Source organism: Deltaproteobacteria bacterium (assembly GCA_021737785.1).
Lineage (GTDB): Bacteria > Desulfobacterota > DSM-4660 > Desulfatiglandales > Desulfatiglandaceae > AUK324.
This window is the reverse complement of sequence record JAIPDI010000018.1, coordinates 75,356-94,379: the sequence shown is the minus strand read 5'-3', so window position 1 is coordinate 94,379 and position 19,024 is coordinate 75,356. Positions and strand designations below refer to the sequence as shown.

13 protein-coding genes are annotated in these 19,024 nt (G+C 56.7%); 8 read left to right on the top strand and 5 right to left on the bottom strand.

Annotation, left to right across the window (positions count from 1 at the left end; genetic code table 11):
- Positions 1–416: 416 nt before the first annotated feature.
- From K9N21_10880 to K9N21_10845, 8 genes are all read left to right on the top strand, one after another.
- Positions 417–872: a response regulator gene (locus tag K9N21_10880; protein MCF8144412.1), complete on the top strand. Its 456-nt coding sequence runs from the start codon at positions 417–419 to the stop codon at positions 870–872.
- A 306-nt stretch (positions 873–1,178) separates the two neighbouring features.
- Complete coding sequence (locus tag K9N21_10875) at positions 1,179–4,250, top strand: PAS domain S-box protein (protein MCF8144411.1); 3,072 nt, start codon at positions 1,179–1,181, stop codon at positions 4,248–4,250.
- A gap of 683 nt (positions 4,251–4,933) precedes the next feature.
- Positions 4,934–5,431, top strand: a complete 498-nt coding sequence (locus K9N21_10870) for a chemotaxis protein CheW (GenBank protein MCF8144410.1) — start codon at positions 4,934–4,936, stop codon at positions 5,429–5,431.
- Positions 5,432–5,591: 160 nt separating this feature from the next.
- Positions 5,592–7,502: a GNAT family N-acetyltransferase gene (locus tag K9N21_10865; protein MCF8144409.1), complete on the top strand. Its 1,911-nt coding sequence runs from the start codon at positions 5,592–5,594 to the stop codon at positions 7,500–7,502.
- A gap of 102 nt (positions 7,503–7,604) precedes the next feature.
- Entirely contained in the window at positions 7,605–8,093 is a 489-nt protein-coding gene (locus K9N21_10860) for a GNAT family N-acetyltransferase (protein MCF8144408.1), read from the top strand.
- 139 nt (positions 8,094–8,232) lie between these two features.
- Positions 8,233–10,188 carry an acetate--CoA ligase gene (gene acs / locus K9N21_10855; protein ID MCF8144407.1) on the top strand — a complete coding sequence of 652 codons (1,956 nt, stop codon included), beginning with the start codon at positions 8,233–8,235 and terminating at the stop codon, positions 10,186–10,188.
- A 300-nt stretch (positions 10,189–10,488) separates the two neighbouring features.
- On the top strand, positions 10,489–11,550 hold the full coding sequence (locus K9N21_10850; protein ID MCF8144406.1) for a histone deacetylase: 1,062 nt from the start codon (positions 10,489–10,491) through the stop codon (positions 11,548–11,550).
- 59 nt (positions 11,551–11,609) lie between these two features.
- On the top strand, positions 11,610–13,340 hold the full coding sequence (locus tag K9N21_10845; protein MCF8144405.1) for an AMP-binding protein: 1,731 nt from the start codon (positions 11,610–11,612) through the stop codon (positions 13,338–13,340).
- Between the two features lie 71 nt (positions 13,341–13,411).
- On the opposite strand, the gene K9N21_10840 is transcribed toward K9N21_10845, so the two are convergent.
- The 5 genes from K9N21_10840 to ispF form a co-directional block, all read right to left on the bottom strand.
- Positions 13,412–14,035 (bottom strand): MarC family protein, encoded by a 624-nt coding sequence (locus K9N21_10840; protein MCF8144404.1) that lies wholly within the window; start codon positions 14,033–14,035, stop codon positions 13,412–13,414.
- A gap of 194 nt (positions 14,036–14,229) precedes the next feature.
- Positions 14,230–14,988 carry a 23S rRNA (guanosine(2251)-2'-O)-methyltransferase RlmB gene (gene rlmB / locus K9N21_10835; GenBank protein MCF8144403.1) on the bottom strand — a complete coding sequence of 253 codons (759 nt, stop codon included), beginning with the start codon at positions 14,986–14,988 and terminating at the stop codon, positions 14,230–14,232.
- Entirely contained in the window at positions 14,985–16,976 is a 1,992-nt protein-coding gene (gene uvrB / locus K9N21_10830) for an excinuclease ABC subunit UvrB (GenBank protein ID MCF8144402.1), read from the bottom strand. Before uvrB ends, rlmB begins: the two co-directional genes overlap by 4 nt.
- Positions 16,969–18,405: a cysteine--tRNA ligase gene (cysS, locus tag K9N21_10825; protein MCF8144401.1), complete on the bottom strand. Its 1,437-nt coding sequence runs from the start codon at positions 18,403–18,405 to the stop codon at positions 16,969–16,971. Before cysS ends, uvrB begins: the two co-directional genes overlap by 8 nt.
- Positions 18,402–18,935 (bottom strand): 2-C-methyl-D-erythritol 2,4-cyclodiphosphate synthase, encoded by a 534-nt coding sequence (gene ispF, locus K9N21_10820; GenBank protein MCF8144400.1) that lies wholly within the window; start codon positions 18,933–18,935, stop codon positions 18,402–18,404. The genes cysS and ispF overlap by 4 nt, the downstream gene beginning before the upstream one ends.
- Between the last annotated feature and the right edge of the window lie 89 nt (positions 18,936–19,024).

The window sequence follows — 19,024 nt, the reverse complement described above, 5'->3', positions numbered from 1 at the left end:
TTATTTATGTTGTCAAAGAGCATTTTTTAGATGCTTGGAACCGAAAGGAAAAAACTTACACTTTATCCGTTCGCCATTATGAGCATATGCTCATAATGGCGGCTTGATTGAGTTCTGACTTTTTACGAGACCGTCAAGAATGAGATGGAAAAAGGCCTTTGAAAAGAAGAGGGGTTCAAATGACAAAGCGCAAAGTGGAGGTGTTACCCTTGGCGTGGCCAATGACGCCTGAGAGAACGGTTGTTACCGAAAAATTCGTCGTGTGTCCGGCCATGCCTCAGGGGAAAGTAAGCAAACCACAGGAATGACGCGTGAATAGCGATTGAGGATGCCATGTGGAAATACATACTTGTTTTATTCGTGTGCGCACTGGTCGTGTGCATGGCCCCGGACATCAGCAGGGCCGGGCAGGAAGCGTGTTCCGGGTTTATTTTCCACTCTTTTCCGAAGCGACCCTCCAGCCGGCCCCGGAGAAACCACCGGGTGGGAAGGAGATCGACACAGGCGGGGTTATCCTGCTGGTGGAGGACCAGAAGATGGTCCGTGATGCGGCCAGGGTCATGCTGAAACACCTTGGATTCGAGGTGCTCACGGCGAAAGACGGGATCGAGGCGGTGCACATCTTCCGTGGCAGGCAGCACGACATCCGTCTGGTGCTCACCGATCTGAGCATGCCCCACATGAACGGGTGGGAAACGCTCGCGGCCATGCGCAAGATACGGCCGGACATCCCCGTGATCCTGGCCAGCGGCTATGATGAGGCCCGGGTCATGCGCGGAGATTACGTCGATAATCCCCAGGTCTTCCTCCCCAAGCCGTATCAGATGGCAACCTTGAGAGCGGCCCTGAACAAGGCCCTTGGGGAAAATTGAGCATAGGTTGCTGGTCCGAGCGAAGCGTAGATCCCGCGGTACGCGGGATTGCGGGTTGCTCGTTGCTGGTTCGTTGGGTTTCTTGAGTTCATTGGTTTTGGCTGGCCTCCGACCTCTGACTTCCGACCTCTCTCTTTGTTCGGTGTTGCTTTGAGCTTTCAGCTTTGAGCCTCGGGCGTAGTGTGCCCGTGAGGGCATGGGTGAGGGATTAATTAAACAGACAGAATTGGGGGTATACTCTTTTGCGCTCGGTACAGAGGCTGTGACTGAATAATTGTTTGCGGATTGTCATCAGAGAGGAAATCCATGAAGATACTTTTTATTAACGACAACCCGGAAGACCAGACGCGCTTTAAAGGTGTTGCAGGGAAGGCCTTTGCCCAAGTAGAGGTTTTGTCTGCCTTGAGTGGGGAAAGCGGGGTCAAACTGGCCTTGGCCGAAGAGCCGGACATGATCCTCCTCGATATTGGGATGCCCGAAATTGACGGGTTTAAGGTGTGCCGGAGGCTTAAACAGGATGCGCGGGCGCGACATATCCCCATCGTCTTTCTCACGGGCCTCGAAACGGATCGTCAAAGCCGTATCAAGGCCCTGGAAGCGGGGGCCGAGGGGTTTCTCGCCAAACCCATAGATGACCTGGAACTGATTGCCCTGACTCGGGCAATGGTTAAAATTAAGACAGCCTCAAAACAACGGCGAGAGGACAGGGACACGGAACTGCGCAGGGGGGAGGAAAAATACCGAAACATCTTCAACAACGCCCAGGTGGGGATATTCAGGACGCGTCTCAGTGATGGGAAGGTCCTTGAGTGCAATGAGCGTTTTGCCCGGACGTACGGGTATGAAACCCCGGAGGCATGTATAACGGATTTTATCGCATCCGAGCACTACATCGATTCCCATGCGCGGCAAAAGATGCTTGATTCCCTTGTGGAAAAGGGGAGCGTGACCGACTTCGAGGCCCGCTTTTCACGAAAAGACAACACAGAGATCTGGACACGGTTTTCCGCCCGTGCCTGCCCCGAAGAAGGGTATCTGGAGGGCATCGGATACGAAATCACCCAGGAAAAAAAGACGCTGGAGGCCTTGCGGAGAAGCGAGGAAAAATATCGAATCATTCTTGAGAACATGGCCGAAGGCTATCACGAGGTGGATCTGGCCGGTAGGTTTACCTTTATTAATGAGGCATGCCAGAAGATCCTCGGATACTCTCATGAGGAGTTGGGGGGCATCAGCTACCAAGACTATTCCGCAGATCAGGAAAACAGGGAAAAGGTGTTTGAGGCCTACAACCGGGTTTTCAAGACCGGCGAGCCGCTGCGTGCTTTTACCTGGGATATCATCCGCAAAGACGGCGTTAGAAGGACAATCGAGGTCTCTTGCTCTCTCATCAGAAACGAGAAGAATGAAAGGACGGGTTTCAGAGGCATTGTCACGGATGTTACGGATCGCAAACGGGCCGAAGAGGCGCTTTCCAAAAACCAGAAACTCCTTGCCGCCACACAACAGCTGGCCAAGGTCGGCGGTTGGGAGTGGGACGTGGAAGCGCAGGCCATGACCTGGACGGAGGAGGCCTATCGGATCCATGATCTGGAAATGGAAGCATTCACCCCCGGATCGCCGGAGCATATCGCCGGGAGCCTGGCATGTTACGCGCCTGAAGACCGGTCAACGGTCCTGGCCGCCTTCCAACGCTGTATAGAACACGGTGAACCCTATGACCTGGAACTCCCCTTCACCTCCGCCAAAGGCCGTCGGCTCTGGATCCGCACCACGGCCAAAGCGGTGACGGCAGAGAACCGCATCGTCAAGGTCGTCGGAAACATCATGGACATCACCGAACTCAAACAGGCAGAACAAAACTATCAGACCTTGTTCCGGGAGATGCTGAACGGATTCGCGCTTCATGAGATCGTCTGCGATGGAGAGGGACGGCCCGCGGACTACCGATTCCTGGCCGTCAACCCGGCATTTGAGGAGATGACCGGCTTGAACGCCTCGGACATATTGGGAAAGACCGTCCTCCAAGTATTTCCCGGGACAGAGCCGCGCTGGATAGAGATCTACGGCAACGTGGCGCAGACGGGCGAACCGGCCTCTTTCGAGGACTACTCGGGCGAACTGAAGAAGCATTTCGAAGTGACGGCCTTCCGTCCATCGCTCAACCAGTTCGCCTGCATCTTTGCCGACATCACCGAACGGAAGCGGGCCGAAGCGGAGAGGCGCAAACTCCAGGCCCAGTTGAACCAGGCCCAGAAGCTCGAGGCCGTCGGGCGGATGGCCGGCGGCGTGGCCCATGATTTCAACAACATGCTGGCGGTGATTCTCGCCCATACGGAGTTGGCCCTGATGGATACGGATCCGGATGACCCGATACAGGAGAGGCTCCAGCAGATCCAACAGACCACCCATCGTTCCGCCGACCTGGTGCGGCAGTTGCTCGCCTTTGCCCGTAAACAGACCGTTGCACCGGTGGTCTTAAATCTCAACGATACGGTAGAGGGGATGCTCAAAATACTCCGGCGGCTCATCGGCGAAGACATTGACCTGGCCTGGATGCCGGGGGCGAAGCTGTGGCCGATCAAGATGGACCCCTCCCAGATCGACCAGATCCTCGCCAATCTCTGCGTCAATGCCAGGGATGCGATCAAGGACGTCGGCAGGATCGTCATCCAGACGGAAAATATACGTCTTGATGGTCCCTATTGCAGCGCTAATCCGGAAGGTGCAATCGGGGACCACGTGGTCCTGTCAGTAAGCGACCAAGGCTGCGGTATGGAAAAAGAGGTCCTCGAAAATCTTTTTGAGCCTTTTTTCACTACCAAAGGAGTGGGCAAGGGGACCGGTCTTGGTCTGGCCACGGTGTACGGTATTGTCAAACAAAATGAGGGATTCATTACCGTATACAGTGAGCCCGGCGAAGGGGCCACATTCAGGATCTACCTGCCGCGGCATGTGGGCGAGGCCACGGAGTTTCAGCAAGACCCAGTGGAGGCACTCAGGGGCGGCCATGAGACCATCCTGGTGGTGGAAGATGAGCTCACGCTTTTGGAAATCGGCAAGAGCATGCTGGAACGGTTGGGATATGAGGTTTTGGTTGCGAACACCCCGAACGAGGCTATCCGTGCGGCAGGTAATTATGCGGGCGAAATCCATCTCCTCATGACCGACGTGATCATGCCTGAGATGAACGGCCGGGATCTATCTGATCGGCTCCTCACCCTATACCCAAATCTCAAGTGCCTGTTCACGTCCGGCTACACCGCTGAAGTGATCACCCACCATGGGGTCCTGGATCCGGGCGTCCATTTTATCCAGAAACCCTTCACGCTTCAGGCACTGAGCAACAAACTTCGGCAGGTGCTGGAAGAGGTGTGACAGTTGCTGGTTGCTCGTCTTTGGGGTTTTTGAGTTCGTCGGGTCTATTGGGTTTGTTGAGTTTTTGCTGGCCTCTGAGTTCTGACCTCCGGGCTCCGGTCTTTGATGTAGGCCCGTGAGGGCGTGGAAATGAAACCGGGTGCCACCCCATAGCACCCCAGAGGGTCTCTGATGTCAACGAATTGACGAAATCCCAAGTTTCACACGCTGCATCGAGCGGTCACGTCAAAGTGTCCGTCTCCATCCACAACTTATTGAAACCAAGATAAGCTCTATCAGGTAACCGTTCGCCGGTCCAGGGAGAGCGTTAATATCCGTCTGATGCGGACGGACTCTGAATCCTTGCCGAGTTAAGCCCCCCTCACGCCTGATTCGATGTTCGTAGTGCCGGGGACCAGGCCGATTTTGGCTGCGTTTCGACCCTGCCCTCATGGGCACATTCCAAATTTTCCCCAACCGATCCGCGGCAAACGCTGCTGCTGAGAACCGTTTCCATCTTCCATGCCCCTTTGGCATAGTTCCTGCTTTAAACGTCCCAGGAAAGAATATTTTCGTTGTTGCTCTGTTCTGATGAGGTTGTCTGCACCACGATTGTTGAGGGGGAAAAGAGGAGTCGATGCTCAACTGACGGTTCCCGGAAGGGTTTTTATCAAACATACGAATAGGAAAGGATGGGAAGAAAAATGTCGGAACTTGCACAAACAATGGACCAGGCAGTAAAGGCCATGGCGGAAAAGGAGGGGAAATATCTGACCTTCACGCTGGCCGATGAGGAGTATGGCATCAGCATACTGAAAATCAAGGAGATCATCGGGATGATGCCGATCACCTCCGTGCCCCAGACCCCGGATTTTGTGAAAGGGGTCATCAACCTTAGGGGGAAGGTGATTCCGGTCGTGGACTTGAGGGGGAGGTTCGGGATGGAGGAAATCGATTACACGGAGCGTACCTGTATCATCGTTGTAGAGATCCGGGGCGAGAACGGGATGGTGATGATCGGTATTGTGGTGGATTCGGTATCCGAGGTCCTGAACATTAAAAAGGAGGATATCGAGGCCACACCCACCTTCGGCGCCCGGCTCAATACGGACTATATCCTTGGAATGGCCAAGATGGAAGGGGGGGTAAAGATACTTCTGGACATCGATCGTGTACTGGGATTGGAGGAGATTGCCGTTTAAAAATAGGCGGGGACTTTGGGTTGTCTGCAGGAAGACTGCCGGGTTGGTAGTGTATTGACACAACCCGGGGATTCCCCGTATACTCCCTTTTCATGAGCAGCAAAAGAACAGAGGGCCTGTACGGTAACCGGGATGTCATACTGAGCAAGAGGCGACCCCAATGGGCCTGAACCCGAATAGAGACCAGGGCTATTGGCCGGACGCGTACCTGGGCAAACGGCAGAGCGCGGCCAGTGCGATCCGGCGGATCAAACGGGGCCGGAGGGTCTTCATCGGGTCTTCCTGCGGAGAACCCCAGGCCCTGGTGAGGGAACTGGCGGGTCAGTTTGAAAATTTCACTGATCTGGAGATCGTTCGCATCCTGAGTCTTGAAACCACCCCGCTCACCGACATCGCGGACAAGACCGCCACCCAGAGCTTCAACATCCGCTCGTTCTATCTCGGTTCGGCCAAACCCAAGGCCCTCTCCAGGAACAAACGATTCATTACCCCCATCAATCTTTCGGCCATTCCCCGCCTGTTCAAGAGCCGGCAACTCCCCATCCATGTAGCCCTGATCCAGGTGTCGGAGCCGGACGATTTCGGATGGATGAGCCTGGGCGTCAGCGTGGATGTATCGATTGCGGCTGCCCAGTCTGCGGATATGGTTATTGCGCAGGTCAATCCGCGAATGCCCCGTGTCATGGGACGGAGCTTCATCCATGTGAATGAAGTGGACTGGATCGTGGAACAGGAAGAGGAACTCCTCACCATAGGCAAACCTCCCGAATTTGAATCGGCCAAGCAGATCGCCCGATATGCGGCTCGGCTCATAGAAGACGGGTCGACCCTCCAGATCAGCCTCGGCACCACCCCGGAGGCCCTTTTCCTCGGCCTTTCCGAGAAAAACGACCTTGGGGTTCATACCCAATTCCTCAGCGACGGCATCATGAACCTCTTTTCACGGGGGGTGATCACCAACCGGAAGAAGGGCTTCAATGAAGGGAAACTGGTGGCCAGCGGTGCTATCGGATCCGCCAATCTTTATGAGTTCCTTCATGACAATCCGGGCATCGAATTTCATCCGTCCGATTATGTGAACGATCCGATGATCATCGCCCGTCACCACAAGATGGTGGCCCTGAACGTGGCCATGGCCATCGACCTGACCGGTCAGGTGGCGGCCGATGCCCTCCCTTACAACAATTTTTCCGGGGTGATCGGGATCATGGACTTTGTCAGGGGGGCCAGCCAGAGCCCGGGCGGAAAGAATATCCTGATGCTCCCCTCAACCACCCTGGACGGCAAGAGCAGCCGTATCGTACCGCTTCTGGAAAGCATCCCTGTAGTGGTGCCGAGGGGCGATATCCAGTACGTGGTGACCGAGTACGGGGTGGTGAATCTCTTCGGCAAGAGCCTTCAGGAACGGGCCATCGCCATGATCAGCATCGCCCATCCCGACTTTCGGGACGAGCTGTTTTACAAGGCCAAGGAGATGGGGCTCTTAGGTCCGGAGCGCACCCTGGTGGAAAGCATCCGGAGTGTGTATCCGCTGAAGATCGAAGAAACCCGTATTATTGACGGCCAGCCGACCCTTTTTCGGCCCGCCAGGCTGACCGATGAAAGGATGATACAGGAGCACTTCTACGGCCTCGATCAACAGGATGTGATGAAACGGTTTTTTCTTCCAAAAACCGCTTTTGTCAGCGAGGATGTGGCCGAGGTTTTCCAGGTCGACTACATCCACAACATGTCGATCGTCGCCGTGATCGGCAGCCCCGGGTTCGAGAAAGTGATTGCAGTGGGATGTTATTTTCTCGATCCGGCAAGCAATATGGCAGAGGTCGCCTACAGTGTGGACAAAGAGTGGCAGGGAAAGGGGATTTCCACAATTCTTCAGGAAAAATTGGTCCATGCGGCCATGGAACATGGGATCAGCGGGATGGTGGCCTATACCACGCCCGGGAACAGATTTATGATCGGGCTCTTTTACAAACTGCCGTATCAGATTCAGACCTCGTGTGACGGAGAAGTGCTCACCCTCAGGGCGCGATTCGATCAATCGGGGATACCCGAGTCTTGCAGCACATAAGACCTTTACACCGGCTGCCGGAATGACATTTTTTTATGGGTTGGGTGTGGCAAGGCAGAACCCGACCGAGCGGCCGTGAACCCCTGAACCCGCGGTTGCGCTATGGGATCCTGCATCTCTATCCATTTGAAGGACAAACGGGATGATCCCCTTGAAATCCGGAGCTGTTCCGAAGGGGACCTATCCTGCCTGTTGGAGATGTATGCGACTTTTTCTCCCAAACCCGCCTCCCAAGGCCTCCCTCCCCAGGACCCCGAGGCATGCAGGCGATGGGTTCAGAAGCTGCTGAAGGAAGGGGAAAACTTCCTGGCATGGAAGGGGGGCCGGGTCATCGGGCATGTCTCTCTTTTGCCGGACTATAAAAAAAAAGACGGGGAATTTCTGATTTTTGTGGACCGGGCCCATCGGAATCGGGGAGTGGGGAGGGCGCTGACGGATGTGGCCCTTAAGCGGGCCGCTGAGCTCTGCCTCAAGACGATTTGGTTGACTGTGGAGCCATATAATTTCAGGGCCATTCACCTCTATAAGAAATGTGCTTTTCAGACCTGCGGAAAAGACGACTGCGAGAGGAAAATGGTTTGCACTATTTGAGGGGTGAAAAGAACGAACGTCCAACATCGAATGAAAGGGAACGATCACCCTCGATCATTTAGCTCGTTTGTGTCCTTTTAGTTATTTTAGTTTAGTTAATACTCACTATATTCTCACGCAGGAAAGGGGGACTTCACCCATGACAGAGACGCCCAAGTGGTATGATGCCCATATAAGTCATTTTCAAGAGGTGGCTTACATCAAGAACCGGGAGGATTACGACCGGCTGTACCGTGAGTCCATTGAATCCCCGGAGACCTTCTGGGCCGAACAGGCCGAGGAGTATCTCACGTGGGAGAAGAAATGGAACTCAGTGCTCGATTATGATTTTGAAGAAGGGCGGATCGCATGGTTCAACGGCGGCAGACTCAATGTCTGCGCCAACTGTCTGGACCGGCATCTGGAGAATGCCGGGGACAAGACCGCCTATTACTGGGAGGGCGACAATCCGTCGGATGCCAAGTCGGTCACCTACCGGGAATTATACGAACAGGTCAACCGGATGGCGGCGGTACTGAAGGCGAAGGGGGTTCGGAAAGGCGATCGTGTAATCATCTACATGCCGGTCATCATCGAACTGCCGGTGACCATGCTGGCCTGTGCCAGGATCGGGGCCGTCCACAGTGTGGTTTTCGGGGGATTCAGCTCAGAGGCCCTGGCAAACCGCATCAAGGACTGCGGGGCAAGACTGGTAGTGACGGTGGACGGGAGCTTCCGTGCAGGCAAGGCCATCCCCCTCAAAAATACCGTTGATGACGCATTGAAGGACTGCCGCGACGTGGAGACCGTGATCGTAATGGACCGGGCGGGTCTGGGCCTCGAGCTCGATCCCCGTCGCGAGGTGTGGTGGCATGAGGCCATGTCGGATCCGTCGCTCCCCGACCATGTGGCCCCTGTATCCATGGACGCCGAAGACCCCCTCTTCATCCTCTATACGAGCGGCAGCACGGGAAAACCCAAAGGCGTGGTCCATACCCATGGGGGCTACCTCCTGTATGCGGCCATGACCACCCGGCTGGTCTTCGATCTCAAGGAGGACGAGGTCTTCTGGTGCACTGCGGATATCGGCTGGGTCACCGGGCACACCTATGGCGTCTACGGCCCCCTGGCCAACGGGCTCACCAGCGTTTTGTTCGAAGGAGTCCCCACGTACCCGGATTACGGGCGATACTGGGAAATCGTGGAACGTTACAGGGTCAGCAAATTCTATACGGCCCCGACCGTGATCCGCGCCCTGGCCAAGGAAGGGTCCAGCTATGTCGAGGCGCACGACATCTCCTCCCTCAAGATTTTAGGTTCGGTGGGCGAGCCGATCAACCCGGAGGCCTGGCGGTGGTATTATCACCATGTGGGGAGGGACTGGTGCCCGATCATGGACACCTGGTGGCAGACCGAAACAGGCGGGCATATGCTGACGCCCCTTCCGGCGGTTTCGCCTATCAAGCCTGGGTCATGCGCATTCCCCTTTTTCGGGGTGGATCCGGTGATTCTTGACGATACCGGGGAGGAGGCGCGCTTTCCCGGGCAAGAGGGGGTGCTCTGCATCCGCAGACCCTGGCCGGGGATGGCGCGAACGGTCTACGGGGATCATGACCGGTTTATCGAGACCTATTTCAGTCAGGTTCCGGGGATGTATTTTTCCGGCGACGGCGCCAAGAAGGATGAAGACGGCTATTTCTGGATCATCGGAAGGATCGACGACGTGATCAATGTCTCCGGGCATCGCCTGGGGACGGCTGAAATCGAATCCGCCCTGGTCCTCCACGAAAAGGTGGCTGAGGCGGCGGTGGTGGGCTATCCCCACCCGGTGAAAGGGCAGGGGATCTATGCCTTTGTCACCCTGAATACGGCTGTTCAGAAGTCAGACGATCTGAAAAAGGAGCTGGTCAAGCTGGTCCGGACCGAGATCGGACCGATCGCCAGCCCCGACGTAATCCAATGGGCCGACGGTCTCCCCAAGACCCGGAGCGGCAAGATCATGAGACGGATCCTCCAGAAGATCGCCGCCGGAAAGATCGATGAACTGGGGGATACCTCCACCATTGCAGATCCCGCAGTCATCCAGGACCTGATACAGGGGAAGGGCGGGGACTGATGATTGTCGATGGATGATGGTTGATTGAACAGTCCCGGGAATGGACCCTCGTGGTGAACGCGGAGCGCGGAAGGAAGAAACTGGAACAGCTTCACAGCCATGAATAACACCCGGCAACCCGTAACGAGCAACCAGAGTCGGAAGAAGAAGGTGAGAAGTTAAGAGGGTCAGAGGGGGAGCCCCCTACCAGCAATCCCGCGTAACGCGGGATCTCCGCTTCGCTCCGACCCGTAACGAGCAACCAGCAACGGGCAACCAGCAGCGAGTAACCAGAAGGTGAGAAGTTAAGAGGATGAGAGGGTGAGCCCCCTACCAGTAACGAGCAACCGGCAAACCCGGGTCGGCATTGTCCGGGATGAAAGATACCTCCTCCACAAACCGGGCCACACCCATCCGGAACATCCGAACCGCCTCAAAGCGGTATACCGGATGTTGGATGGCGATTTCAGCGGGGATCTGATTCCTATTGATCCGCAGCCGGCAACCTTGGAACATCTGGAGCTGGTTCACACCCCGTCCTATGTCAAGCGGGTCCTGAAGACGGCCGATCACCGGTATACCAGCCTGTCCCCGGATACGCCTGCGAGCGCCGAGACCTATCTGGCAAGCTGGCTGGCGGTGGGCGGCTGCGTGAAGGCCCTCGACCGCCTGATGGACCGTTCAGTGGATGTCGCCTTCTGTCTGATCCGGCCGCCGGGTCACCATGCCCTCAAGGACCGGGCCGGGGGATTCTGTGTGTTCAACAACATCGGGATCGCGGCGCGATATGCCATGCAGGCATATGGACTGCGGCGAATTCTCATCATCGATTTTGATATCCACCACGGCAACGGGATTCATGACCTGTTTCACAGTGAAAATGAGATTCTCTATTTTTCCACCCACGACCCGATGCTCTATCCGTATACCGGAGACTGGGAGGATGTTGGAGAAGGGGCGGGGACAGGCTATACCATCAATATCCCGCTGCCCAGGGACCTGACGGATGGGGAATTCGTGCATCTCTACCAGGCGATGGCGGGTCCTGTGATGAGGGCCTACCAGCCCCAGTTGATCCTGGCGGCTGCGGGTTTTGACGCCCATGAGGAAGATCCTATCGGGCGTTCGCACCTGAGTGAGAAGGTATTCGGCAGGCTGGCCCGTCTTCTTATGGAATGGCGGGCGGAGATCGGCGACCCTCCGATCCTTTTTGCCCTGGAAGGCGGTTACTGCCCCAGGGCCCTGGCCGCCTCTGTGAAGGAGGTGGTTCTTGCCCTGCTCACGCCCGGCCATGTGGAGGACGCGGCCGGTATGGAGACCCAACAGGTAGTTGATATGGTGGCGAGGGCCCGCGCCATTCACCAGGGGTACGGCGTCTGGTAGACCGGAGCATTCCAACGGGGGGCGAAACCCCTGAATTCTGAAAAAAAGGGAGGGCATTCATGATCAAGGCCCGGGTGCCGGCAGAGGATCCTGAGGCGAATCTCGGTGACTATAACGAGAGGTATCGGAGCTTCAACTGGTCGGATATCGAGGAACAGTTCACCTGGCACACCACCGGCAGGGTCAATATCGCCCATGAGGCCGTAGACCGGTGGGCCATGGATCCGGAGCGAAAGGACCGGAAGGCCCTTATCTTTGAAAAGGGAGATACGGTTGCCGCATACACCTATCTCCAGTTAAAGGAAAAGTCATCCCAGTGGGCCAACCTCCTGGTACGATACGGGTTCGAAACCGGGGACCGGTTGTTTGTCTTTCTCCCTCCCTGTCCGGAGATCTATTTCGCCCTCCTGGCATGCGCACGGATCGGCGCCCTCTTCTGTCCGGTCTATGCCACATCCACCTTTGATGAAGTCAGCGTCCGCATTTCGGATGCAGTCCCCAGGGGGATACTGACCCATCCTGACCTGGCCGAGATGCTCCCGGCGGATATCCAGGACCACACGGATTTCGTCTTTCTGACCGAAGGTCCGCTTCCGAATCTCCTCCCCAATGAGATTTTGGTGAGCGGCATTCCCCAACAGATGCCCACCGAGTTTTCCACTATCTGGATGCCGCCTCGCGCCCCGCTCTATCTCAGCTATACGTCGGGCTCCACCGGTCCTCCCAAAGGGGTCGTACACGCCCACGACGACATGGTGGGGATACTCAGTACGGCCAGAGACGCCCTCGATATGCGGGAGGATACCATCTTATGGGTGGATGCGGACCCGGCCTGGGTCACGGGGATCGTGTACGGGGTGCTTGGCCCCTGGCTGTGCGGGGCCACGGCCCTTGTTCAGGGCGATCCATTTGAGCCTGCCAACTGGTATTGGACCCTCGAAAAGCACAACGTCTCGGTCTGGTACACCACTCCCCGCACCCTGATGAGGCTGAAAGAGGCGGGAGCCAATCTGGCCAGCCGCTACGACATGTCCCATCTGCGGCACATGGCGACGGTGGGCGCCCCCCTGGTGCCGGATATCTTCTACTGGGTAAAACAGCACCTGGGGCGATCGCCTCACGATACCTACTGGATGACGGAGACCGGGATGATCTGCGTGGCCAATTTTCCTTCCATGGACATCAAGCCCGGCGCCATGGGAAGGCCGGTCCCCGGGGTCCAGGTCGCTATTCTGGATGAAGAGGGCGAACCCATGCCCCCCCTGAGCCTTGGAGAACTGGCCATCAGGTCCGGATGGCCCGCCATGATGACCGGTCTATGGCTGGATGAGGGCCGGTACCGGGCGTATTTCAATGAGAATGGATGGTTTCTTACAGGCGATATCGCCATTATGGATGACGAAGGGTACTATTTTCACCAGGGCCGCAACGACGATCTCATCAAGGCCGGCGGGCACAAGGTGATCGGGCCTTACGAGATCGAGCAGATCCTCTGCATGCACCCGGCGGTGTCAGAGGCGGCAGTCATTTCAAAGGGTGCGGAACCGGACGAAGGGGTCTCTTATCTGAAGGCCTTTATAACCGTCAACAAGGGCTTTACGCCGTCGGCACGGCTCAATCACGAGATCAAGACCTTTGTCAAGGCGAGCCTCTCCGCCGATATTATCGTCAAGGAATTGAGCTTCCTGGAACGGCTCCCCAAGACCCGGAGCGGAAAACTCCTCAGGCGGGTGCTGCGGGCCGGAGAACTGGGGCTTCCGGCCGGAGAGATCGCAAATATGGAGGATTGAGATCCGGCATGGATGATCAGCCCCGCATCACCGGCATGGGTCCGTATCGCAGCATCACTCCCAGATGCTTCCTATGAACCGGGAAATGGTATCTGAACCATGCCGTTTAAAATGAACTGAACGGCAATCGCCGTAAGAATGAGGCCCATCACCCGCACCATTATCTTCAGGACAATTATGTTGAGATGCCGGGTCCGAAGAGTCACAAAGGAAAGGATGGAAAAGGTGAGAGCAATGACGATGAGAATATTGATAACCAGAATGCCTCTTTGAACCCAGGTTGATGCCTGGCTGCTCAGAAGAATGACGGTGGTAATGGCGCCGGGCCCCGCCAGCATGGGAACCGCCAGAGGGGTGACGGCAATATCCTCTTTGCTTGTACCTTCCACCTGTTCTTCATAGGTTTCTTTCACCTGGGTGCGCCTGGCCTGAAGCATGTCTATCCCCACCAGCAATAGAATCACTCCGCCTGCGATTTCAAAGGCCGGCAAGGTGATGCCGAAAATACTCAAGAGGGTATTTCCCATTAAGGCGAAAGCGACCAGGATTAACAGAGAAATGACACAGGCCAATCCTGCCATTTTGATCCTTTCTGCGGCAGTGTTGTGGGGGGTCATGGCAAGGAAAACAGGGATAATGCCGATCGGATCGACAATGATGAAGAGAGATGCAAACGAGAGGATTGCGAATTCCATAGGCAAGGGCCTTTCGCTTCTCTTTGGGCGTTATTCAGAAAGCCGGCAACGTAACCAGCAGGACCGCCCGACCAGAGCTGTCCATCGGCCTTTAATTACAAAAATACTACAGCAGGATATTCCGGGGCAAGGGGAAAGAGAGGAGCGCCGGGCAAAGGATAGGTAATCCGGGTGGCCATCTCAGGTGTGGTGGGTCAGGAGGTTCTCTGGCGGGCAATTTCGGAAAGGACGGCGCCGGCAGCCACGGATACATTAAGGGATTCAACCGGGCCCTGCGTAGGGATCCCCACGATCTCGTGACATGATTTCAGGGCGGGCCTGCTGAGGCCCTTTTGCTCATTTCCCAGGACCAGGACCACGTGCCGGTTCCAGTCGAATCGGTAGATGGACGTGGATGCATCGCCCGAGGTGCCGATGATCCAGAATCCCTTCCTGGCCAGGAGATCCAGTGTGCGTCCGATGTTGACCACCTTGGCTATCGGGATATGGGCGCAGGCTCCGGCTGCACGCTTGAGCATGGCCGGATCCATCCGGGCCGACCGGTCCGCCGGGATGATGATGCCGTGGGCACCGAAGAAGGCCGCGGTCCGGATGAGGGCGCCCAGATTCCCCTGGTCGGTAATGTGGTCGGCCACCAGGATGAGCCCGTGGCCCCCGCCCTGAAGCGCGTCTTCCACAACGCGGTCCAGCTCAGCGTAGCTGAACGCCTCTACCACGCCGACGATCCCCTGATGGGCCACACCCGGAAGGCGTCGGGAAAGCTCTGCCGAATCTTTGAAAGCGATGGGGATCTTCCGTTCTTTTGCCATCCGGAGGATTTCTTCGGATCTTCCCAGTTTTTTTCCGGACGCGATCCAGATCTCCTGAACGGTCCGGTTTCCCTGGATCAATGCCTCCCTGACCCCGTGAAAACCGGGAATCAGAGAGGGGATTTCGGATTTCCGGGGTTTCATCCGCCCAGCACCTCCATCCCTCTCTGTTCGATGGCGGTGATCCGGTCCCTGAACCGGGCAGCTTCCTCGAACTCCAGCTTTGCGGCTGCGTCGAACATTTTTTCCTTAAGCGCTTCTATCATCTTGTCCAAAGATTCCTGGTTCATGTAGACGGCTTCGTCTTCTGCCACCGTCGGAACAGTGACATAGTCGGCCTCATAGGGAGACGACAGGATGTCGTCAATATTCTTCTGAATGGATGCCGGGGTGATATGGTTCACCCGGTTGTATTCCAGTTGAATCTCGCGGCGCCGGCTGCTCTCCGAGATCGCCCGTTCCATGGAACCGGTGACGCGATCCGCGTAAAGAAGGACCGTGCCGTTGATATTCCTGGCGGCCCGGCCGCAGGTCTGTATTAGGGACCGTTCGGACCTTAGAAACCCCTCCTTATCCGCGTCCAGAATGGCCACCAGGGAGACCTCGGGGAGGTCGAGTCCCTCCCGCAACAGGTTGATCCCCACCAGGACGTCAAAGATCCCCAACCGAAGGTCCCGGATGATCTCCATCCGTTCGATGGTCTTGATATCCGAATGCATGTACTGGACCCTGACATCCAGGTCTGCATAGTACTCGGTGAGATCTTCGGCCATCCGTTTGGTCAGGGTGGTCACCAGGACCCGTTCGCCCTTTTCCACGGTTTCCCGGATCCGACCCAGGAGGTCGTCCACCTGATTGGCGGCGGGCCTGATCTCGATCTTCGGATCGATGAGCCCGGTAGGCCGGATGATCTGTTCCACGGTCAACTCGCTCTTCTGGAGTTCATAAGGCCCGGGGGTGGCCGAGACATAAATGACCTGACGGACCCGTTCCTCGAATTCCTCAAACCTGAGGGGCCGGTTATCCAGGGCCGAGGGGAGGCGGAACCCGTAGCGGACCAGGGTCTCCTTTCTGGATCGGTCCCCCCGGTACATCCCGATGAGCTGAGGCACCGTGATATGGCTCTCATCGATGAACAGGAGAAAATCTTTGGGAAAATAATCGAGAAGGGTAGGGGGGGGCTCGCCAGGACCCCTGCCGGTGAGGTGCCGGGAGTAGTTTTCGATCCCGTGGCAGTACCCCATCTCGGCCATCATCTCCAGATCGAACCGGGTCCGCTCCTCGATCCGCTGGGCCTCCAAAAACATTTCCTGCTCCCGGAAGTAGGTCAGCTGTTCGCCCAACTCCTTCTTGATTTCGCGGATGGCCCGTTCCCGGATCTCTCCGGTGGTGACATAGTGGGTGGCGGGATAGATGGCGACGCGGTTGAGGTGATGCAGGGTCTTCCCGGTCAACGGGTCGATTTCCTGAATCGATTCCACCACATCTCCAAAGAAATTAATCCTTACGGCCCGGTCTTCTTCATGGACCGGATAGATGTCGAGGACATCCCCCCTGGCGCGGAACCTGCCCCGGTAAAAATCAGTGTCGCCCCGCTCATAGTGGATGTCCACCAGTTTTCGAACCGCATCTTCCCTCGACATGACCGAATCGGTCTCGAGATAGAGGAGCATGTCGTAATAGGCCTCGGGCGAACCGAGCCCGTAGATGCATGAGACACTGGCCACGATAATGACGTCATCCCGGTCCAGAAGAGAACGGGTGGCCGCGTGTCGCATCTTGTCGATCTGTTCGTTGATGTGGGAATCCTTCTGGATATAGGTATCGGACTGGGGGATATAGGCCTCGGGCTGGTAGTAGTCATAATAGCTGACAAAATACTCCACGGCGTTGCGGGGGAAAAGACGCTTCAGTTCGCCGTAGAGCTGGCCGGCCAGGGTCTTGTTGGGAGCGATGATCAGGGCGGGCTTCCGGGAGGCCGCAATGACATGGGCCATGGTAAAGGTCTTCCCCGAGCCGGTGACCCCCAGAAGCACCTGGTTATGCAATCCCTTCCGAACGCCCTCTGTCAACGCCCGGATGGCCTGAGGCTGATCGCCGCAGGGCGCGAGATCGGTTTCGATCTCAAACATCGAGTCTCCAGGTTGTCCCCTTGGGACCGTCTTCCAGGACAACGCCCATTTTCTTGAGACGGTCGCGGATGGCGTCGGAAGCGGCCCAGTCCTTCTGTGCCCTGGCAGCGGTCCGCTTTTCGATGAGGGCCTCGATCTCCCGGGAATCGATCCGGGGGAAGGCGCCTGTCAATTGCGCGAAAAAGTCAGAAGGGGTTTCATTCAACAGGCCGAGGATGCGGCCGGCGTTCAGAAGCTGGATGCGGTCGCCTTCGAGACCCATGCGGGTATTCTCATCAGTCGATCCATCCGATGCATCCATGACCCGGTTCATCTCCCTGACCTTCTCAAAGATGAGCCCGATCGCCCCGCCTGTATTGAGATCGTCGTCCATCATCTCTAAAAAGCGTTCCATGAATGGGGAAGGGGAAGGCGCGTCAGCTCCCGCAGAGGGGGGGCCATACAGCTCTTCCAGTCGCTGAAGGGTCCTATAGATGCGAACGAGCCCTCCCTGCAGGCCTAAGACATCGTTCTTCGAAAAGTCGAGGGGACCCCTGTAATGTTTCGAGAGGAGGAACAGCCTCAGGACCTCAGGATGATATTCCTGGAGCGCGTCACGGATGGTCAGGAAATTACCCAATGACTTGGACATCTTTTCGGATTCGACGGTCACAAAGCCGTTGTGGACCCAATACCGGGCAAATCCCCCGCCGTTGGCGCAGATGGACTGGGCCCGTTCATTCTCGTGATGGGGAAAGAGGAGATCCCTGCCGCCCCCGTGGATGTCAAAGGTGGGACCCAGGTACCGATTGCTCATGACCGAACACTCCAGGTGCCATCCCGGCCTTCCGGGGCCCCAGGGACTGGGCCATTGGGGCTCCCCTGGTTTGGCGGCCTTCCACAACACAAAGTCCATCGGGTGGCGTTTATGCGCATCCACGGCGATGCGGCACCCCGCCTTCATATCCTCTAATTTCCTGCCGGAGAGCTGGCCGTATCCTTTATATGCCTCTACGGAAAAATAGACATCCGTCCCTTCGGCATAGGCATGTCCCCGATCCAGCAGAGTGGAGATCATGTGGATCATGTCGTGGACGTGTTCCGTGGCCCGGGGTTCCACATCGGCCTTCAGCACCCCCAATTTCCCCATATCCTCATAAAAGGCGTCGATGAATTCCTGGGCCAGGGCCCCGGTATCCTTGCCGGTCAGCCTTGCCCTTTCAATGATCTTGTCATCCACATCCGTAAAATTGCGGACATAGGTCACTTCATACCCCTTTGCCCGGAGATACCTCACCAAAACATCAAACACGATGGTCGACCGGGCATGACCGATATGGCAGAGATCGTATACCGTCACCCCGCACACATAGATGCCGACCTTTCCTTCCTGGAGCGGTTGAAATTCTTCTTTCTTTCGGGTTGCGGTATTGTATAGCTTGAGGGTCATTCCTCAGCTCCTTCTGAATTTTTGAGGGGACGTTCGCCTGGGCCTTGGTCATTTTGATCTTTAATGAGACTGACCACTGCAAATGCCTCCATGCCTTGACCTTTGCCGCAGAAGCCGAGGCGCTCGGAAGTGGTGGCCTTGATATTGACCCGGTCAGTGGAGACCGCCAGTATCCCGGAGAATTGTCTCCGCATGGTGTTGAGATAGGGGGCCAGCCTGGGGGCCTGTGCAACTATGGTGGCGTCCAGATTATTCAGCCGAAAGCCTTCCCCGTGCATCAGATCGGTCGCTGTTTTCAGCAGCAGAAGGCTGGAAACCCCCTTGTAAACAGGGTCGGTGTCCGGGAAATGCTGTCCGATATCTCCGGCCCCCATCGCACCGATGATGGCATCGATAAGGGCATGGGTCAGGACATCTGCATCCGAATGGCCGTCCAGGCCCAGCGAATGGGGGATTTCCACCCCCCCTAATATCAGGGGCCGGCCTTCAACCAGGCGGTGTACATCATAACCGAAACCGATGCGAAACACGGCGCCTCCTGTGAAACTTCGTCTGGATATGGGGTATCAACTCCGGATACTCGTCCCCCCACGAAAATGTCAATGGCCCGCAGGGTCGG